The following is a 17,987-nucleotide window of genomic DNA, read 5'->3' as shown; positions in this document are numbered from 1 at the left end:
TTATTTTTTAGAAACAAGTAATTATTGAAAGATAAATGGGCATTCCTATAGTAATATTGAATGGAAACGAAACCGCCAATGCCATTGGCACAAACAACCCAGGATTTGCTTTTGGCACCGCCATTTTCATAGCCGCCGGGACAGCAATGTACGAAGCACTTGCGGCTAACACTGCAAACATAAATCGATCGCCAATACTATCTGTAACAAATTGACTCAGCACTGCCACCAAAACGCCATTGAATAAAGGAATCAAAATGGCAAATAGAGCAGTGAACCATCCGCTTTTTAAAAAATCGTTTATTTTTTTTCCGCATACAATTCCCATATCCAAAAGAAAAATGGCTAGAAATCCTTTGAAAATATCTGTTGTAAATGGTTTAATTCCCATGGCTTCTTTGTCACTTGCCAAAAACCCAATATGCAAACTTCCTAGTATTAAAAAAACACTTCCGTTGGTAAACGAATGTTTGAGAATAGAACCTAAATTTCCGTTGCAAGATTCTTTTGAACCGAAAAAGCGAATTAATATCACGCCAATAATGATTGCGGGTGCTTCCATTAAAGCCATGACCGCAACCATGTGTCCGCTGAACGAAATCGTCTGAATTTCTAAAAATGAAACTGCTGTTACAAAAGTTACTGCACTTACTGAGCCATAAGCTGCGGCAATTGCTCCTGAATTTTCGATACTCAGTTTTCTTTTTAGAATGAAAAATGTATACAACGGAATCAAGCAGGCAACAACTATTCCGAAAAGAAGAGCCCATACTACAGAAAATGTCAATTCGCTATGAGTCAATTCTTGACCACCTTTGAATCCGATTGAAAACAAAAGATACAATGAAATGAACTTTGAAGAGTTATTCGGAATTTCCAAATCGCTTTTAAATCGTACCGCTAAAATTCCGAGCACAAAAAAAAGTAGAGCCGGGTTTGTTAAGTTTTGTAGTAAAAGATCTAAATTCATTAGATAAATATATTATTGGGTGTAAAATTGGTGTCTTTTTTACAGGCTCTAATCAGTCTGTCATTAATGGCTCTTCCTAAACCAACATTTGGAAACTTTTGTGCGATGAGTAAATCAAAGCCTTTATCGTCCAATTTGTGCATAGCTGAGTAAAGATTTTTTGCTGCTTCTTCTAAATCACCACTTGGTGATAAAACTTCAATTTGATAATCTGTACAAAGTGATTTTTTATCAAAAGTAATAATGCCAATGTTTTTCCCAATTAAATTTGATGCTGTTTTGATGGGATTATCGCATAAAATCATTGGTGTTTTTGGAGCATAATGTTTGTCAAGCATTCCCGGGGCAATCGGGTTCTTTTGATTATACTTTCTTACTATAATTCTACCTACCACAGACGCTATCATTTCTAATGAAAGTGAACCAAGTCGATAAACTAGTACTTCATTGTTTTTAAAACCGATGATGGTTGATTCAATTCCTTTTGAACAAGAACCACCATCGAGAATTACCTCTAGTGTGCTTTTAAAATATTTTTCAACGTGTTTGGCTGAAGTTGGACTTATAGAACCAAATGGATTAGCACTCGGTGCAGCTAAAGGAACATCAACTGTTTTTATCAATTCCAATGCAAGCGGATGATTAGGCATTCGTACAGCGATGGTATTCTTGCCGCCTGTAACATAGTTTGAAATTGATTTGTTCTTTTCAAAAATCATGGTTAACGGACCCGGCCAAAATTTATCGGCTAATCGGTAGGCAACTTCGGGTACATTGACTGCTATTTTACTTAAAGATTGTAATGAATCAATGTGAACAATTAACGGATTAAAATAGGGCCGCTCTTTTATTTCAAATATTTTTTTTAAAGCATTTTCATTATAAATGGAGGCTGCCAACCCATAAACAGTCTCTGTGGGCATTGCTACTACATCACCTTTATTTAGGTAAAAAGCCGCTTTTTTAACAGACTTTGTTATAATCCCCTTTTTGTTAGGGATTGCAGTAAGAGCAGAATTCGGGTGATTCATAGTTTTTACCATTTGGATATTTTTCAAGAGTTGTATGACTACATTTTTGGCACGCATAGCGTAAGGCTAATGTTGACGAAGTGGGTGATTTGCACCATTTACAAGGAAGACCTTTAACAACTTTATTCACATCAAAGCCGGGTGTTTGACAATTTGGACAAAGTGAAGCGAGTTTTTCTATTAACTTTTGTGTTGCTTTCTCTATTATCATCATTCGGGTTGGATTCCGATGGGCTCTCATATCACTTTCTGCCCAAATTTCATTCGAATGTTCGATAAGAGAATCATAGTATATTTTCAAATGTTCCCAATCAGAAATATCTTTATGTATTATTTTGAAATGTTCTTGATCATCTTTCAAAATTATACCGTGTGTTGGAAATTGAATTTGTTTGGCAAACGCAATCAATTGTTCGAAAGACTGTATTTTCTCGCCGGAAAAATTAGTTTCTAAACTTAACTCACGAGCAACAATTTCAAGATGATTTTTTTTATCAATCAAAATGATTAATTCATCATCTGCCTGTGCAAAAAACAAACTTGGATGCGGACCAAATGAACCTTCAGAGGCAATTCCTAAATCATAACCATATTGATTCATCGCATCAAGGCATTTTTTTCGCACTGCTTCCAACGCATTAGTGGTTCGGGAAATTTCGCCTGAAAAAGTACCAAACTTATCCGTATCATAATCCGACGGCACAAAAACATCAACGAGCAAATTTGCTTTAACTAATGGCATAATCACTTTTTCTTTTTGGTGTTTTGTGGCAATGATGAGGTTTCTACCATTAAAAAACTTCATGTTTTTCCTTCTTTTCTACAGCTATAATTTCAATTGCTCCAATAATTTGAATATCAGCATTTGCTTTTTCAAATTCTTTGATGGTTTCATCAATTTTAAGTAAAGCATCCTTTAGCTCAGCTACTCTTTTTTTAGAATGAGGTAATTCCACTCCATACCTTTCATAGGCACTAAACATTTCTAGCTCATGAAAATTGATTTTATCTTTAATTAATGTAAACAAAACATTTTTGGCTTCTGCAGGTTGAAATGTTCCGTTAATGAGATCGAAGTTTAAATTTGTTTTCATTGTGATGTGTTTTTAAATTATTCGATTATTAGATTTTTAGAGTATTCGATTATTCAATTTTTAGTTTCTTGGACTTGAAAAAATAGAGTGTAAACAAGATTCCGAGTCCTAAATAAAAATTTAAAATAATATTGTTGGGTTGCAACAAGGTTGCTATTAAACCTGTACAAAGCCAAACTAAAGCATAGATTAAACCGTATTTACTAATTATTTTTTTCATTAGATAAAATTTAATAGTGCAAATTTCTTTAAAACATTTCATATATTTTTATTTATATTTGTAATGAAATACATAAACAATATTTATGCATTATACCTTACATCAATTAATTATCTTTCTAAAGATTACAGAAACAAAAAGCATTACTAAAGCTTCTGAGGCGTTGCATTTAACCCAACCGGCTGTTTCTATTCAATTGAAAAAATTTCAGGATCAGTTTGATATTCCATTAACAGAAGTAATTGGCAGACAGTTGTATGTAACCGATTTTGGTAAAGAAATTGCCCTTGCAGCACAAAAAATTGTTTATGAAGTTCAAGCGATAAACTATAAAACTTCCTCGTTTAAAGGACAATTATCGGGGCGTTTAAAAATATCTGTGGTTTCTACAGGAAAATATGTAATCCCCTATTTCATTGCCGACTTTCTAAAAGAAAATTCCGCTGTAGAACTAGAACTTGATGTAACTAACAAACTAAAAGTTATCGAAAGTTTACATTATAATGAAGTAGATTTTTCTCTAGTTTCCATTCTACCTGAAAATATGGATTTTGAAAAAATTGATTTGATGGAAAACAAACTCTACTTTGTAGGAAACAAAGAGTATATTTTTTCGGAAAAAATGAATGATAAATCGATTATCGAAAATATTCCTATCATTTATAGAGAAAAAGGTTCCGGCACCAGACAAGTGATGGAGCGATTTTTAGAATCCAACAAGCTTCAATTGGTCAAAAAGATGGAGTTAACTTCAAATGAGGCTGTAAAACAAGCTGTTATTGCCGGTTTGGGATGTTCGATTATGCCATTAATTGGAATTAAGAATGAGTTAAATAATGGAGATTTACATATTATCCCTATCAAAGGATTGCCATTAAAATCGACTTGGAGTTTAATCTGGTTAAAACAAAAAAATCTCTCTCCGGTGGCAACCGCATTTACTGATTATTTGTTGAAAAATAAAGCAAAAATAATGAACGAAAAATTCTCATGGATTTAGAATTATTCCACAATCCACATCAAAACCGGTTGTTCAACTGCCTTTAAATTTTCATCCAAAAGCTGCATAAATTCATCTGAAACGGCAGGACAACCCCAACTTAACGGAGAATATCTCGGATAAATTTCTTCGTTAGCAACTGCAGGCCACGAGTGCAAAACCACCACTCTTTTTACAGCATTACTATTAGAAGATTCTAAACCGTGCATCCAATATTTAACGTTAATTCCCCACGAACTGTAATCACGTTTGCCTATTTTGAATTTGCCTTTCATTGAACAATGACTGTCTTGTTTGTTGCTGAATTTGGCTTTTTTATATTTTTCCGAATTGGCTTCAAAAACATCACAAGTTCCGTGCGTTACTATATTTTGATGGCTGACTTTCTTCGTTTTAAAATCATAGACAAAAAAGCGATTCTTACCTGAATGAATACTCATATCAATAAAAAAATAAAAATCCTGATTCATTTGATTTTCTTTACAAAAAGTCAATGCTTCGTTATGAATGGACGTGTAATCTTTTGTAACGTCAACTGGTTGCGTATGATTGCAACACACCAAACTTAAAACGAAAAGTAAAAGTAACTTTTTCATAGACTTTTTTATTGTAACTTAAAATTATTCGAAATAGTATTATCTATACAAAAAACATGATCCTTAATTTTTAACCGCAAAGACCACAAAGGATTTCGCGAAGAGCACAAAGACGCTTCGCTTGAATGTAACAATTCAAAACCTGAAACCTTAAACTTTCCTACCGCAACTAACAACTTTTCCATATCTTTGCCGGCTTTTCAAAAATTAAATTATGTCGACAAACAGTGTTTTAAAAGGAGTTTTTTTAGTTGGATTGGGTGCCACGAGTTATGGTATGTTGGCCACTTTTGTTAAACTTGCTTATAAAGAAAATTTCACCACTGCAGAAGTAACCACCGCTCAATTTGTTTTGGGTATCATTGGTGTTTTGATTATCAACTCTTTTCAACGGATTAAAAATGATAACACCGCTGTAAAAGCAACAAAAAAGAATATGTTTCACTTAATGCTTGCCGGAACTTCCTTGGGAATGACAAGCGTTTTTTACTATTTATGTGTTCGTTACATTGATGTTTCAATCGCAATTGTTTTATTAATGCAAACCGTTTGGATGGGCGTTTTATTAGAAATGATTTTAGATAAAAAACTTCCTTCTCTTCAAAAAATAGTAGCTGTCATAATCGTTTTATTCGGAACTGTCTTAGCAACCAACTTATTAAAAAATGAAATTGAATTAGACTGGAGAGGTTTATTTTGGGGAATTTTAGCCGCCGCTTCTTTTACAACCACGATGTTTACCGCTAATCGAGTTTCATTAGGCATTTCATCGGCACAACGAAGTTTGTATATGCTTTTAGGTGGAGCAGTTATTGTTTTTATTTTTGCTTTGATAACCCAAAACACACCATTTAATTTTGAAATCTTTTTGAAATGGGGAATTATTTTGGCTCTTTTCGGAACAATCATCCCACCGATGCTTTTAAATGCCGGATTTCCTCATACAGGAATTGGATTAGGTAGTATTGTTGCTTCCATTGAATTACCGGTTTCTGTTTTAATGGCATATTTCTTATTAAGCGAAACAGTAATTCTATCTCAATGGATTGGTATTGTAATGATTATTCTTGCAATTGTAATCATGAATATCAATTTCAAAAAATAAAATTGATGTATTTTGGTAGAATTAGTTCTACTAATTTAAAATATTAACATTTATTTTCATAATTTCGCTTTAATCTTAAGATTGAGTTATGAATTTATCTTGGCATTTGTATGTTATGGCAGCACTATATGTTGTTGCAGGAATTAATCATTTTCGCAATCCAAGATTGTATTTAAAAATCATCCCTCCCTTTTTCTCCAAACCAAAATTACTCAATACAATTTCCGGCATTGCAGAAATTATATTGGGTTTTCTTCTTTGTATTCCTCAAACATCTATAATAGCTGCGTGGGGAATTATCCTATTGCTAGTAGCGGTTTTTCCCGCCAATTTATATATGTTCCAAAATGATAAAGCAGGTTTAGGTTTACCTAAATGGGTGCGTTTTATCCGACTACCTCTTCAACTCGTCTTGCTATTTTGGGCATATCTCTATACTAATTAATTAACTAAACAAACAATTATGAAAAAACTATTTGCAGAATTTTTCGGAACCTATTGGTTGGTTTTTGGCGGTTGTGGAAGTGCTCTTTTTGCAGCCGGAATCCCAGATTTAGGAATTGGTTTTGCCGGTGTAGCATTAGCTTTCGGTTTAACCGTTTTAACCATGGCTTATGCCGTTGGTCATATTTCAGGCGGGCATTTCAATCCGGCTGTTTCTTTTGGTCTCTGGGCTGGTGGACGTTTTGATGAAAAAGAGTTAGTGCCTTACATTGTTTCTCAATGCATTGGAGCATTAGCTGCCGCAGGAACTTTATATTTTATCATGAACGGACAGGACAGCTTCTTAGGCATTGACAATACTAAAGCAGGTGCCTTTGCTTCCAATGGCTATGGTGCTTTTTCGCCAACAGGCTATTCGATGGCGTCTGCTTTTGTTGCAGAATTTGTTTTAACAATGTTTTTTCTAATAGTGATTTTAGGAGCAACTGACAAATTTGCAAATGGAAAATTTGCCGGAATAGCCATTGGTTTGGCTTTAACCTTAATTCATTTAATCAGCATTCCAATCACCAATACATCTGTAAACCCCGCAAGATCAACATCTCAAGCCATTTTTACCGGTGGTGAACCTTTGATGCAACTTTGGTTATTCTGGCTTGCACCCATTTTAGGGGCGGTAGTTGCCGGATTGATATATAAAAACGTATTACAAAACAACGAAAACTAACAAATTTCAATATTAAGATTTCTCTAAAGCGATGGATATTTCTGTCGCTTTTTTTTATATTTACGGAATGAAATCACTTTTTCCCAAAGAGAAAATTATTTTTGAGTTGCCCGATGCCGAGATAGAATATTATCCTGATTTTTTTTCTATGGAAAAAGCAAATGAGTTATTCGAAAAATTAAAAAACGAAATTCCTTGGCAGCAAGATACTATTACTGTTTTCGGTAAAACTCATCCTCAGCCTAGACTCACCGCTTTGTATGGTAATGATGGAAAAACCTATTCCTACTCAAATATCGTGATGCATCCTCACAAATGGAATCCGTTATTGATGTATATTAAAAATGAAATTGAAGAGATTAGTCAAGAAAATTTCACAACCGTTTTATTGAATTTATATCGTGACGGAAAAGACAGTAACGGTTGGCACTCCGATAATGAAAAAGAATTAGGTCGAAATCCCGTCATTGCATCTGTGAGTTTTGGTGCTGAAAGAAGCTTCCATTTGCAACACAATTCAATCAAAGATGCTAAATTAAAAATCACTCTTGAACACGGCAGTTTGTTAGTAATGAAAGGAACTACGCAACATTTTTGGAAACATCAAATCCCAAAAACAGCAAGGCCAATTAAAGAACGTGTTAATTTGACTTTTAGAATCATTAAATAATTTTGATATTTTCGTTACTTTAGTAAAAAAATTTCAATGACAACGCTTATCGATTATTTTGAAACCATTCCATCCCTTCACAGAGGATTAATTTTGGTTGGTGGAATTGCCGTTTTTTGGTTGATTGAAAATGCTTTTCCGCTATTCAAATTTCAATACAACAAAATAAATCATGCCGGAATTAATATCTTTTTTACCGTAACCACCATTGTTGTTAATTTTGTGATGGCTTTCATTTTATTATTAGCTGCTGACCTTGCTATTCAACAAAATTTCGGAATTTTACAATGGTTGCCTGAGATGAATATTTGGGTATATACATTAGTCGGACTGTTATTATTAGATTTTATCGGAGCCTATTTAGTGCATTTAATTGAACATAAAGTCAAGTTTTTATGGCGATTTCACCTCATTCATCACACCGATACTTGGATTGACACAACTTCTGCCAATCGACATCATCCCGGTGAAAGCGTCATTCGATTTATATTTACAGTTCTTGGCGTTTTGATTGTTGGAAGTCCGATGTGGATGGTTTTTCTCTATCAATCGCTTTCAGTTGTTTTTTCACAATTTAACCATGCAAATATACCTTTGCCTAAAAAAGTAGATAAATTATTGAGCTATTTCATAATTTCTCCGGATATGCATAAAGTGCATCATCATTACAAATTACCATACACCGACAGTAATTACGGGAATATTTTTTCTGTTTGGGATCGAATTTTTGGCACATATTCGTACCTCGAAAGAGATAAAATTGTTTACGGAGTTGATACACATATGAAACCGGAAGAAAACAATGAATTAATGAATTTGTTGAAAATTCCATTTCAAAAATCACGTTCTCCTGAACTTTAACTAAAAAAAAATGACGTCTTTTGAAAAAGTAATTTATTTTTTTAGTAATATTGATTGATAAAATGAAACTAAAAAAACAAACATTAATTGTGCTTTTGAACTAATGAAAAAAAGTAAAAGAGTGGAACTGACTTACGAAGAACTCGAACGAGTAGTTAGTATGGCTCAAGAGGAAAAAAAACCTTTTGAAGTATTAAAAGTTGAATTCGGAATTTCAGAAAATGAAGTAACCGAAATTATGCGTAAAAAATTATCAAAAGACAATTTTGAGCTGTGGAAAAAAAAGGTAACGGCCAGCAAACCCAAGCCAAAACCTGTCATCGACGACTTTGATGATGATTTAGAAGGAAAATATTACATCAAAAATAAATTTGATTAATAAAAATTTAACTCTTGTTCAGCAAGAGTTTTTTTATTTAAAATGTTTCTTTGTTGTAATAAAATAAAGTCATGCCAACTACTAAAATATTTAACGACATTCAAATCGATCGAATCATCGAAATGGCTTGGGAAGACAGAACTCCGTTTGAAGCCATCACTTTTCAATTCGGAATTTCTGAACAAGAAACCATCGAAATTATGCGAAAAGAAATGAAATCGTCTAGTTTTAAAATGTGGCGTGAACGCGTACAAGGCAGAACAACTAAACACGCTAAATTGCGTGAAAGCGGAATTGATCGATTCAAATGCACGTTGCAACGACAAATTACCCACAATAAAATCTCTAAAAGATAATTTTACATAAAAAGAAGCTTTAACGTAATCATTTTTATAAATTTATAATCTCAATTATTTATGATTATAAAAATGAAAAAAATATTAATTCTTCTTAGCTTTTTACTCTCTTCAACACTTTTTTCTCAGGACATTTCCGGAAAATGGTATGGAAAAATTAGCGTCATGGGATCTGAACTTCATTTTAGTTTTGATTTCATTGCAACTAATTCAATCTACAGCGGAACCATGGATATTCCACAACAAAATGCAAAAGGAATTCCGCTTTCATCTGTTACTTTTGCAGATAAAACCTTGGTTTTCAAATTCGATCAAGCCAATTTTTCCTATTCCGGAAAGCTAAATGCTTCCAATGAATTTGAAGGTATTTTTTCTCAAAATGGTCAAAATTTACCATTGAATTTAAGTCGAAATAAAACTGAAATTAAAAAAGCAAAACGACCTCAAGAACCAAAACCTCCTTTTGACTATAAAGTTGAAGAAATCACTTTTGTAAATGAAAAAGACAAAATTACATTAGGCGGAACCTTAACTTCTCCTAAATTGGATAATTTTCCGGTTGCTATCTTAATTTCAGGAAGTGGTCAACAAGACCGAAATTCTGAAATTTTAGGACATAAACCATTTTGGGTAATCGCCGATTATTTAACTAAAAATGGCATTAGTGTTTTAAGAATAGACGACAGAGGTGTTGGACAATCAGGCGGAGATCCTACCACTTCAACTACGCATGATTTTGCTACTGATATCGAAGCGGCTGTGAATTTTATCAAAACAAAAAAGGGCGTAAATTTCAAAAAAATTGGTCTAATTGGCCATAGCGAAGGCGGAATGATTGCTCCAATTGTTGCTTCCAAAGACAAAAATATCAACTTTATTGTGCTTCTTGCTGCTCCAGGAATTCCGTGTGACGAGTTGCTTATGGAACAAACCTATTTAATTACCAAAGTAAGTGGTGCAACGGAAGATCAAATTGCTGAAACTCAAAAAACAAATAAACTTATTTATGATTTGGTAAAAAGTGACAAAAACAATGATGAATTAAAATCCGGTTTAGAAAACGTTTTTAAAACTCAATTTATGAACGATCCGTCATTTGCCAATTTGAGTGATACTGATAAAAATCAAATGATTAATCAACAAATTGAAAGTGTTTCCTTTCCTTGGTTTAGAAATTTTTTACGATTTAAACCGGAAGAATATCTAAAAAAAGTGAAATGTCCGGTTCTTGTACTTAATGGAGAAAATGATTTACAAGTACCGCCAAAATCAAATATGCTCGGAATAAAAAATGCCTTAGATAAAGCCGGAAACAAAAAAGTAAAATTTAAAGAATATCCAAAATTAAATCATCTTTTTCAGGAATCTGTAACCGGTTCAACCGAAGAATATGGTTCTATCGAACAAACTTTCTCACCAACAGTTTTAACCGATATAAAAGATTGGATTTTAGTACAAACTAAATAAGTTTATCAAACCATTAACATCAAAACGCTTTTTAATAAGGCGTTTTTTGTTGTTATTTGTAACAAAATAAGTTTATAACCTACTCATACACTAAATTAACATTCATGAGAAAATCATTTTTATCACTTGTGCTTTCAAGTGCGTTTCTATTAATAAATGTCAGTGCAAGTTTAGCACAAAACAAAAAAAACGAAATTCATGTTGCATTAGACTTAGTTAAAGTCAACAATGACAGGGTTTCTGTTACAATTACTCCACCAAAAATTAAAACCAACGAAACTACTTTTTTCCTTCCTAAAATTGTTCCCGGAACCTATTCTGAAGACGACTACGGGCGTTATGTGGAAAATTTCAAAGCCTATGATGCCAAAGGAAAAGAACTTTCTGTTGCCAAAATGGACGAGAATTCATGGGTAATTAAAGACGCTAAAAAACTTGCTAAAGTAACTTACTTTATCAATGACACCTACGATTCTGAAACCGGAACCGAATTTGGTCAAGGCGATATTTTTTCACCAGCTGGAACCAACATTTTAGAAGGCGAAAATTTTGTGATTAACACACACGCCTTTGTGGGCTATTTCAAAGACTTGAACGAACTCCCTTATCAATTAACCATCACTAAACCAACTAATTTACATGGTGCTTCTGCTATGGTAGATTTAGATAAAAGTGATGCAGTTGATGTTTTTAAAGCTTCCAGATATGCAGAATTGGCAGACAATCCAATTATGTACACCAAAAACAAAAGTGCTTCTTTTATGGTAGATGACATGGAAATCATTATCAGTGTTCATTCACCAAACGGTCTTTATTCTGCCGAAGATTTTAAACCGGCAATGGAAAAAATGATGAAGGCTCAAAAGAAATTCCTAGGACCAATCAACAACACAAAAAAATATGCCATTCTGCTTTATTTATCCGATTATGAAAAAGAAGACGCCAAAGGTTTTGGAGCGTTAGAACACAACACTTCCACAGTTGTTGTTTTTCCTGAAGCAATGGATGCTGAACAATTAAATCAAAGTATGGTAGATGTAGTTTCGCATGAGTTTTTTCATATCGTTACACCATTGAGTGTTCATTCAAAAGAAATTCATTTTTTCGATTTCAATACGCCAAAAATGTCGCAACATTTATGGATGTATGAAGGAATTACTGAATATTTTGCAAACTTATTTCAAGTAAATCAAGGATTAATTGATGAAAATGAATTCTATCAACGAATGGCTGGAAAAATAACTAATTCTAAACGATTTAGTGACACAATGCCATTCACTAAAATGAGTGCCGAAGTTTTGAAAAAAGAATACAAAGATGCTTACTTAAATGTGTATGAAAAAGGTGCTTTAATTGCCATGTGTTTAGATATTGAATTACGAGAATTAAGCAACGGCGAACGCGGAATCTTAGATTTAATGCAAAAACTTTCCAAAGAATACGGTAACGAAAAACCATTTGAAGACAGCGAATTGTTTGATAAAATTGTATCCGTGACCTATCCTGAAATCAGAACATTTTTAGATACATATGTTTCAGGAAGTACACCGTTGAATTATGAAGAATTCTTTGGAAAAGTAGGTGTATCGAAAACTAAGATTCAAGTTCCAGGTAATATTTTCTTAAAAGGACAATCACCATACATCACAGTAAACCCAACCACCAAAGAAATCATCGTTCTTCCCGGAATTGAATTAAATGACTTTATGAAATCAATCGGATTACAAGGTGGAGACATCATTGTTTCAATTAATGACACTAAATACAATCTTGACAATATCTACGATATGATTATCGGAAGCATGTCTTGGCAAGAAAATGATCCGGTAACTTTCGTAATCAAAAGAGAAGACAAAGAACTAACCTTAAAAGGAACTGTAAAATTACCAATGGATGAAATAGACGGTTATCAAGCCACCGACGAATCTAAAAAAGCACTTCGCGAAGCTTGGCTAAAAGGTTAAAAATGAAAAAAAATAAATTTATAGAAATCCCTGAAGCAAAAGTTTCAGGGATTTTTTTTTAGCTAATCACATTTACAACGAATTCACGAATTATTATATTTCACATTTGATTTCAATTAATTTTTATCGAATAGGAACAAATCACATTCATTGTATGCAAATTTAATTTGTGAATTCGTGGCCAACTTTTACAACTAACTAAAAAAAACACCCTATAATTTTCAAAAAAATACCTATTTTGCACCCAAATTAAAAGAATGAAAAACGCACCGTACATTACAGACGACACCATCGTTTTTGGACTATTACTGTTTTTATTGGCATTTGTCTTTTACACTTCTTCCATCAAAGAAGGTTTTTGGAAAAAATTCTACGTTATTTTCCCGTCGTTGTTAATGTGCTATTTGCTGCCTTCTATATTTAGTTCGCTGAATATCATTTCGCCGGAATGGAGTGAAATTGGTGAAAATGGCGAAGTCGTTACCAAAAAATCATCCATCTATTTTGTGGCCAGTCGCTATTTATTACCCGCTGCTTTAGTTTTAATGACGTTGAGCATCGACTTAAAAGCCATGTTCAAATTAGGTCCAAAAGCACTAATCATGTTTTTCACCGGAACAATTGGCGTCATCTTAGGCGGACCAATAGCCATATTAATCGTGTCCATCTTTTCACCGGAAACCGTTGGTGGTGCAGGTTTTGATGCCGTTTGGCGTGGACTCTCCACCCTAGCAGGAAGCTGGATTGGCGGTGGTGCAAACCAAGCTGCTATGCTCGAAGTTTTTAAATACAATCAAGAAAAATATGGAGCAATGGTGTTAGTAGACATCGTCGTTGCAAATATTTGGATGGCCGTTCTCCTTTTCGGAATTGGAAGAAAAGAAAAAATTGACAATTGGTTTAAAGCCGATAACAGTTCGATAGAAGAATTAAAAAATAAAGTATCAACCTATGCCGCAAGCGTAACCAGAAACCCAAGTTTAACCGATTTAATGATTATTTTGGGAATTGCTTTCACGGCTGTCGGACTATCACATTGGGGAAGTAACTCTATTTCAGATGTTCTAAAGGCAAATTTTGAAGCCGTTAACGACCCAACTAGCTTCGTTTCCACGTTCGGTGACCGCTTCTTTTGGATGGTTACCTTCGCCACAGTTCTAGGAATTCTATTGTCCTACACCAAACTCAAAGAATACGAAGGTGCCGGTGCAAGCAAAATTGGTAGTGTGTTCATCTATATTTTAGTCGCTTCCATCGGAATGAAAATGGATTTAGGTTCCGTCCTCAGCAATCCCGGACTATTAGTTGTGGGTCTGATTTGGATGGCCATTCACGTACTTTTACTCGTTATCGTCGGAAAACTAATCAAAGCTCCGTTTTTCTTTCTCGCCGTGGGAAGCAAAGCCAATATTGGCGGAGCAGCATCTGCACCCATAGTTGCCTCAGCCTTTCATCCATCCTTAGCCAGTGTTGGTGTTTTATTGGCTGTATTTGGCTACGTAATTGGAACCTACGGTGCCTTACTCTCGGCATATCTCATGGAAATCGCAGCACCAATTTAATAAACTAACAAAAATCGATTCAATAAAAAATGAAAAAATCCGTATTGCTCTTCGTAGCATTCACTCTGTTTATCGCTTGTAAAAAAGAAGAAACCAAAAGCGATGCCAACCTCCACATTACAGGAAATGTAAAAGGAATAAAACAAGGAAAATTATACATCCAAATGCTTCAAGATTCCACTTTAGTGGTTATGGATTCCATCATTTTCGACGGAAAATCAGAATTTGAAAGCCATTTAAAAATCGATTCGCCCGAAATGTTGTATTTGTTTTTAGACCGCGGACAGTCGAACTCGTTAGACAATAATTTAGTGGTTTTTGCCGAACCCGGAAACATTTCTATCGAAACCTCGTTAGAAACATTCTATGCCAATGCCCAAGTAAAAGGATCCAAAAACCATGACCTTTTGCAAGATTTCCTCAAAATCAATTCCCGATTCACCAACGAACAATTAGTGCTATTAGAAAAAGAAATCAAAGCCACCCAAGAAAGCAACCAAGAACGCATAGACAGCATTCAAATTGCAAACGAAAAACTAATCAAACGCAAATATTTATACACCATCAACTTTGCCTTAACCCAAAAGGATTACGAAGTAAGTCCCTATATCGCGTTATCAGAAGTGCACGATGCCAACCTAAAATACTTAGACACCATTCAGCAATCAATGTCGCCCAAAGTAGCCAATTCCAAATACGGCAAAATGCTCACCAAATTCATTGAAGAACGACGAAAAGACGAACAATAAAAAATTTAAAGAAAGAGAAAGCAGAAATGTTTTCTCTTTTTTTTATTCCCAAAACTTGAAACTCTTGAAATCGCTTCGCTTTAATGGAACACAGATTTGACGGATTAAATAGATTTTCACGGATTTTGATAGCTTCGCTATATTGGATTGAAAAGGATTTCATTTTGGCAAACATCTCCTTCTTAACACTTCTCAACTTGACACGAGCCTATCAGGCGACTGGCGAAGCAAATTTGAAACTTGAAACCAGAAATTCCTAACTCCAAACTACCAACTCCCTACTAAAAACTATCAACTCCCCACCAAAAACTTGGGCGTGCCCCTCCGCGAGCTCCGGGTCGGGCTATTCGCTGCAAGTCCTCGCCACAACTCCGCAAGCTCCGTCGTGGCTGTGGGCTTTCCGCTGCTATCCCTCACGCAAATCTGTGATAGAAAGAGATTTGATTTCTAAATTTATTTAATATATTGCATTATAATAGAGTACGATGATTATCATACAAATCTATCCGAATTTGGGTGCAATAGTATGATTTTGTTATACATATACACGAGTTGCCACACATTTGAGAAAAACAGTTTACATATTGACAATTTTAGTCTTAACTTCAATGTTTTCGTCTGCTCAAACAGATTGGAAATCGGAATTAAAACTGACCGAATATGATAGTATTTTATATACAAGAATTTATCGAATTCAAGTTGACGATTACCAAATTGTAGAACTGACTGAATTTAAAAATGGAGAATTTAATGGAAGTTTGACAAACTCTGTTTGGAAAGCAAATCGAAAAGAATATCGGACTAAATTAATTACTCAAAAAATAAAAATCCCGAATTCGACAGTAGAAAAACTGATGACCGAATTAAAAAGTGAGGATTTTGAAAATATTCCAGATTGCAAAGATGTTGTGAATTGCATTCAAGGATTGGATGGAACAACAATCTCATTTTCCGTAATAAAAAACGCAACTGAACGGAATTACTCATATTGGGAACCTGAATCTGATTATTATTATAAAGACAAAATAATTCCCGAAGTCCTAAAAGTTCGTGAGATATTAAAATCAATTAACTCTGAATTTAATCTTTGGGAAAATTTTACAAAGTTTCGTGACAGATTGCCGAAAGGAAAATATACTTACGGAATGATAGTAATGGAAAAAAAATAAAAACATGTGGCAACACCGTATATAAGCTATGGCTTGGTCAGTCCACACTTGGAAAATCCTGCGGATTTTCCAAAGCCAGTTTTTATCAGGAAAAGTCTGTGCCGAAATACGCCACAGCCCATATACCAAACGTTAGGCGATAAGAGCCCAAAATGACAATACTATGAGTTTATTAATATTAGAAATTCTTACTTATTCCAAACTTGATTTGACCGAATTATATATTTCAAGAGAAAAGGGAACTAGCTTTGAAAAACAACAATTTGATATTTCACCAAAAGATTTTTTAAGATTTGCAAAAGAAGACTTAAAAGAAAATAATGACCGTGGTTATATAAATAGCTTAACAAACTCAAAGCGAGCAATCGATTGTCAAATTGATGAAATATTTGAAATATTAGTAAATTCTTCAGACAATTTTAATCCAATAGTAAAAGTTTTTCTTAAATATTTTGAATTTGAAGCTGATATACCTATTAAACTCCAAATAATAAATGCATTAAACCTTGCACCTAGCTTAATAATTTCAAAATTTAGAACATTAAGAAATAAATTAGAGCATTTTTATCAAAAACCAAGCATAGTAGAAGTCAAAGAAGCTTTAGATGTTGCTGACCTTTTTATACGCTCGGTATCAGGAAAATCTAATTCGGTATGGTATGAATTTAAAATAACTGATGACAAAGATAGATTTGAAATAAATTTTGAGTTTGATTCTATTGAAAGAAAATTCAAAATAAAGCTATTAAAAGGAGAAGAAATAATAAAAGAATTTTATTTAACCGCTGATCAGGTTGAGTTTTGGATATTATTACGTTTAATGCTATCTATTGATGATGAAATAGAAATCCAGGAAACATTTAAAATACTTCTAAAGCAAATTGAACATCCAATTCCATCAGATAAAATAAATATTTGGCTATATGATTAACCTCCGCTGTCGCACGAATCCCTTCGTGTGACGAAAAAGAAGATTTACTTAATTACATTGCAAAAGTCGCTTATTATAAAAAGGTTATTAGAAATTAATACAAAAGTACTTCTAACTTTAAACCATAAAAAAAGGATAACCGAAGTTATCCTTTCAAAAAAATTGAGCCGATAGAGGGACTCGAACCCACGACCTGCTGATTACAAATCAGCTGCTCTAGCCAGCTGAGCTACACCGGCGTCTCAATTACTTCACTTAACATTTATTTTAATTGGTGTTCAGTGAACTCGTTTATGGTGCAAATATAATTTTGAAAATCAAATTTCCAAAAGAAAAAGGCACTTTTTTTATCAAAAAAATAGATTAAAGTGCGTTTACTTTTTCAACTAATTGAATAGCAGACGCTTCTAAATCTTTTTCTAGTTGTTTTAAATGTGCTCTTCTGTTCTCTACTTTTTTATCGTTTAACTTAGCGATTAAAGCATCAAAAGTACTGATGGTCTCATCAATTAACGCACTTGATTTCTCAGTTGGTTTTCCTGTTGTAGTCATTTCATGGATATAAACCGCCTCGATAATATCGCCCATCACAAAATTGATGTCTTTCTTCAAATTTCTAATACTTGCCATTTTTATTTAAATTTTAATTGCGGTGCAAAAGTACGCAAAAATTTATTAAAAGCCACAAATTA

General features: G+C 33.7%; 20 protein-coding genes and 1 tRNA gene. 14 read left to right on the top strand and 7 right to left on the bottom strand.

Annotated elements, in window-relative coordinates:
* Window positions 1-7 precede the first annotated feature (7 nt).
* Genes AC23MC_RS04620 through AC23MC_RS04605 form a run of 4 tightly spaced genes read right to left on the bottom strand, consistent with a single transcriptional unit; the run spans window position 8 to window position 3,095 of the window.
* Window positions 8-970 (bottom strand): sodium-dependent bicarbonate transport family permease, encoded by a 963-nt coding sequence (locus tag AC23MC_RS04620; protein ID WP_487567244.1) that lies wholly within the window; start codon window positions 968-970, stop codon window positions 8-10.
* A complete protein-coding gene (locus AC23MC_RS04615; protein ID WP_487567243.1) occupies window positions 970-2,001 on the bottom strand; it encodes an L-threonylcarbamoyladenylate synthase in 1,032 nt (343 codons plus the stop codon). The genes AC23MC_RS04620 and AC23MC_RS04615 overlap by 1 nt, the downstream gene beginning before the upstream one ends.
* Window positions 1,964-2,806: a DUF6671 family protein gene (locus AC23MC_RS04610; protein ID WP_487567242.1), complete on the bottom strand. Its 843-nt coding sequence runs from the start codon at window positions 2,804-2,806 to the stop codon at window positions 1,964-1,966. The genes AC23MC_RS04615 and AC23MC_RS04610 overlap by 38 nt, the downstream gene beginning before the upstream one ends.
* The gene (locus tag AC23MC_RS04605) at window positions 2,793-3,095 is read right to left on the bottom strand and encodes a hypothetical protein (RefSeq protein ID WP_487567241.1); all 303 of its coding nucleotides are present in this window, start codon (window positions 3,093-3,095) and stop codon (window positions 2,793-2,795) included. The genes AC23MC_RS04610 and AC23MC_RS04605 overlap by 14 nt, the downstream gene beginning before the upstream one ends.
* A gap of 305 nt (window positions 3,096-3,400) precedes the next feature.
* On the opposite strand from AC23MC_RS04605, the gene AC23MC_RS04600 reads away from it, so the two are divergent.
* On the top strand, window positions 3,401-4,315 hold the full coding sequence (locus AC23MC_RS04600) for a LysR family transcriptional regulator (RefSeq protein WP_487567240.1): 915 nt from the start codon (window positions 3,401-3,403) through the stop codon (window positions 4,313-4,315).
* A 2-nt stretch (window positions 4,316-4,317) separates the two neighbouring features.
* On the opposite strand, the gene AC23MC_RS04595 is transcribed toward AC23MC_RS04600, so the two are convergent.
* Window positions 4,318-4,911 (bottom strand): murein L,D-transpeptidase catalytic domain-containing protein, encoded by a 594-nt coding sequence (locus AC23MC_RS04595; protein WP_487567239.1) that lies wholly within the window; start codon window positions 4,909-4,911, stop codon window positions 4,318-4,320.
* A gap of 214 nt (window positions 4,912-5,125) precedes the next feature.
* Here AC23MC_RS04595 and AC23MC_RS04590 point away from each other — a divergent pair, with 214 nt between their 5' ends.
* The 13 genes from AC23MC_RS04590 to AC23MC_RS04530 all read left to right on the top strand — a co-directional run bounded on the left by AC23MC_RS04590 (window position 5,126) and on the right by AC23MC_RS04530 (window position 17,295).
* Complete coding sequence (locus tag AC23MC_RS04590; protein WP_487567238.1) at window positions 5,126-6,016, top strand: EamA family transporter; 891 nt, start codon at window positions 5,126-5,128, stop codon at window positions 6,014-6,016.
* A gap of 88 nt (window positions 6,017-6,104) precedes the next feature.
* Window positions 6,105-6,461 carry a DoxX family protein gene (locus tag AC23MC_RS04585; RefSeq protein ID WP_487567237.1) on the top strand — a complete coding sequence of 119 codons (357 nt, stop codon included), beginning with the start codon at window positions 6,105-6,107 and terminating at the stop codon, window positions 6,459-6,461.
* 15 nt (window positions 6,462-6,476) lie between these two features.
* Window positions 6,477-7,187 carry an aquaporin Z gene (aqpZ, locus tag AC23MC_RS04580; RefSeq protein WP_487567264.1) on the top strand — a complete coding sequence of 237 codons (711 nt, stop codon included), beginning with the start codon at window positions 6,477-6,479 and terminating at the stop codon, window positions 7,185-7,187.
* Window positions 7,188-7,218: 31 nt separating this feature from the next.
* Window positions 7,219-7,857, top strand: coding sequence for an alpha-ketoglutarate-dependent dioxygenase AlkB family protein (locus AC23MC_RS04575; protein WP_487567236.1), 639 nt, complete (start codon window positions 7,219-7,221; stop codon window positions 7,855-7,857).
* Window positions 7,858-7,893: 36 nt separating this feature from the next.
* Complete coding sequence (locus AC23MC_RS04570; RefSeq protein ID WP_487567235.1) at window positions 7,894-8,718, top strand: sterol desaturase family protein; 825 nt, start codon at window positions 7,894-7,896, stop codon at window positions 8,716-8,718.
* A gap of 103 nt (window positions 8,719-8,821) precedes the next feature.
* Complete coding sequence (locus tag AC23MC_RS04565; protein WP_112087161.1) at window positions 8,822-9,097, top strand: TIGR03643 family protein; 276 nt, start codon at window positions 8,822-8,824, stop codon at window positions 9,095-9,097.
* Window positions 9,098-9,168: 71 nt separating this feature from the next.
* Window positions 9,169-9,453, top strand: a complete 285-nt coding sequence (locus tag AC23MC_RS04560) for a TIGR03643 family protein (protein WP_487567234.1) — start codon at window positions 9,169-9,171, stop codon at window positions 9,451-9,453.
* 72 nt (window positions 9,454-9,525) lie between these two features.
* Window positions 9,526-10,920: an alpha/beta hydrolase family protein gene (locus tag AC23MC_RS04555; RefSeq protein ID WP_487567233.1), complete on the top strand. Its 1,395-nt coding sequence runs from the start codon at window positions 9,526-9,528 to the stop codon at window positions 10,918-10,920.
* A gap of 104 nt (window positions 10,921-11,024) precedes the next feature.
* Window positions 11,025-12,884: a M61 family metallopeptidase gene (locus tag AC23MC_RS04550; RefSeq protein WP_487567232.1), complete on the top strand. Its 1,860-nt coding sequence runs from the start codon at window positions 11,025-11,027 to the stop codon at window positions 12,882-12,884.
* A gap of 257 nt (window positions 12,885-13,141) precedes the next feature.
* Window positions 13,142-14,446, top strand: coding sequence for a DUF819 family protein (locus tag AC23MC_RS04545; RefSeq protein WP_487567231.1), 1,305 nt, complete (start codon window positions 13,142-13,144; stop codon window positions 14,444-14,446).
* A gap of 29 nt (window positions 14,447-14,475) precedes the next feature.
* A complete protein-coding gene (locus tag AC23MC_RS04540; protein WP_487567230.1) occupies window positions 14,476-15,195 on the top strand; it encodes a DUF4369 domain-containing protein in 720 nt (239 codons plus the stop codon).
* Window positions 15,196-15,779: 584 nt separating this feature from the next.
* Window positions 15,780-16,364, top strand: a complete 585-nt coding sequence (locus AC23MC_RS04535) for a hypothetical protein (protein ID WP_487567229.1) — start codon at window positions 15,780-15,782, stop codon at window positions 16,362-16,364.
* 163 nt (window positions 16,365-16,527) lie between these two features.
* Window positions 16,528-17,295 (top strand): hypothetical protein, encoded by a 768-nt coding sequence (locus AC23MC_RS04530; protein WP_487567228.1) that lies wholly within the window; start codon window positions 16,528-16,530, stop codon window positions 17,293-17,295.
* 165 nt (window positions 17,296-17,460) lie between these two features.
* Here AC23MC_RS04530 and AC23MC_RS04525 read toward each other — a convergent pair.
* Together AC23MC_RS04525 and AC23MC_RS04520 are read right to left on the bottom strand one after the other, a co-directional pair.
* Window positions 17,461-17,534 (bottom strand) — tRNA-Thr (locus tag AC23MC_RS04525).
* A gap of 124 nt (window positions 17,535-17,658) precedes the next feature.
* Entirely contained in the window at window positions 17,659-17,925 is a 267-nt protein-coding gene (locus tag AC23MC_RS04520) for a hypothetical protein (RefSeq protein WP_487567227.1), read from the bottom strand.
* Between the last annotated feature and the right edge of the window lie 62 nt (window positions 17,926-17,987).

The sequence above is a fragment of the Flavobacterium sp. T50_26 genome, assembly GCF_057652995.1.
This window is presented reverse-complemented; position numbering and strand designations above follow the sequence as displayed.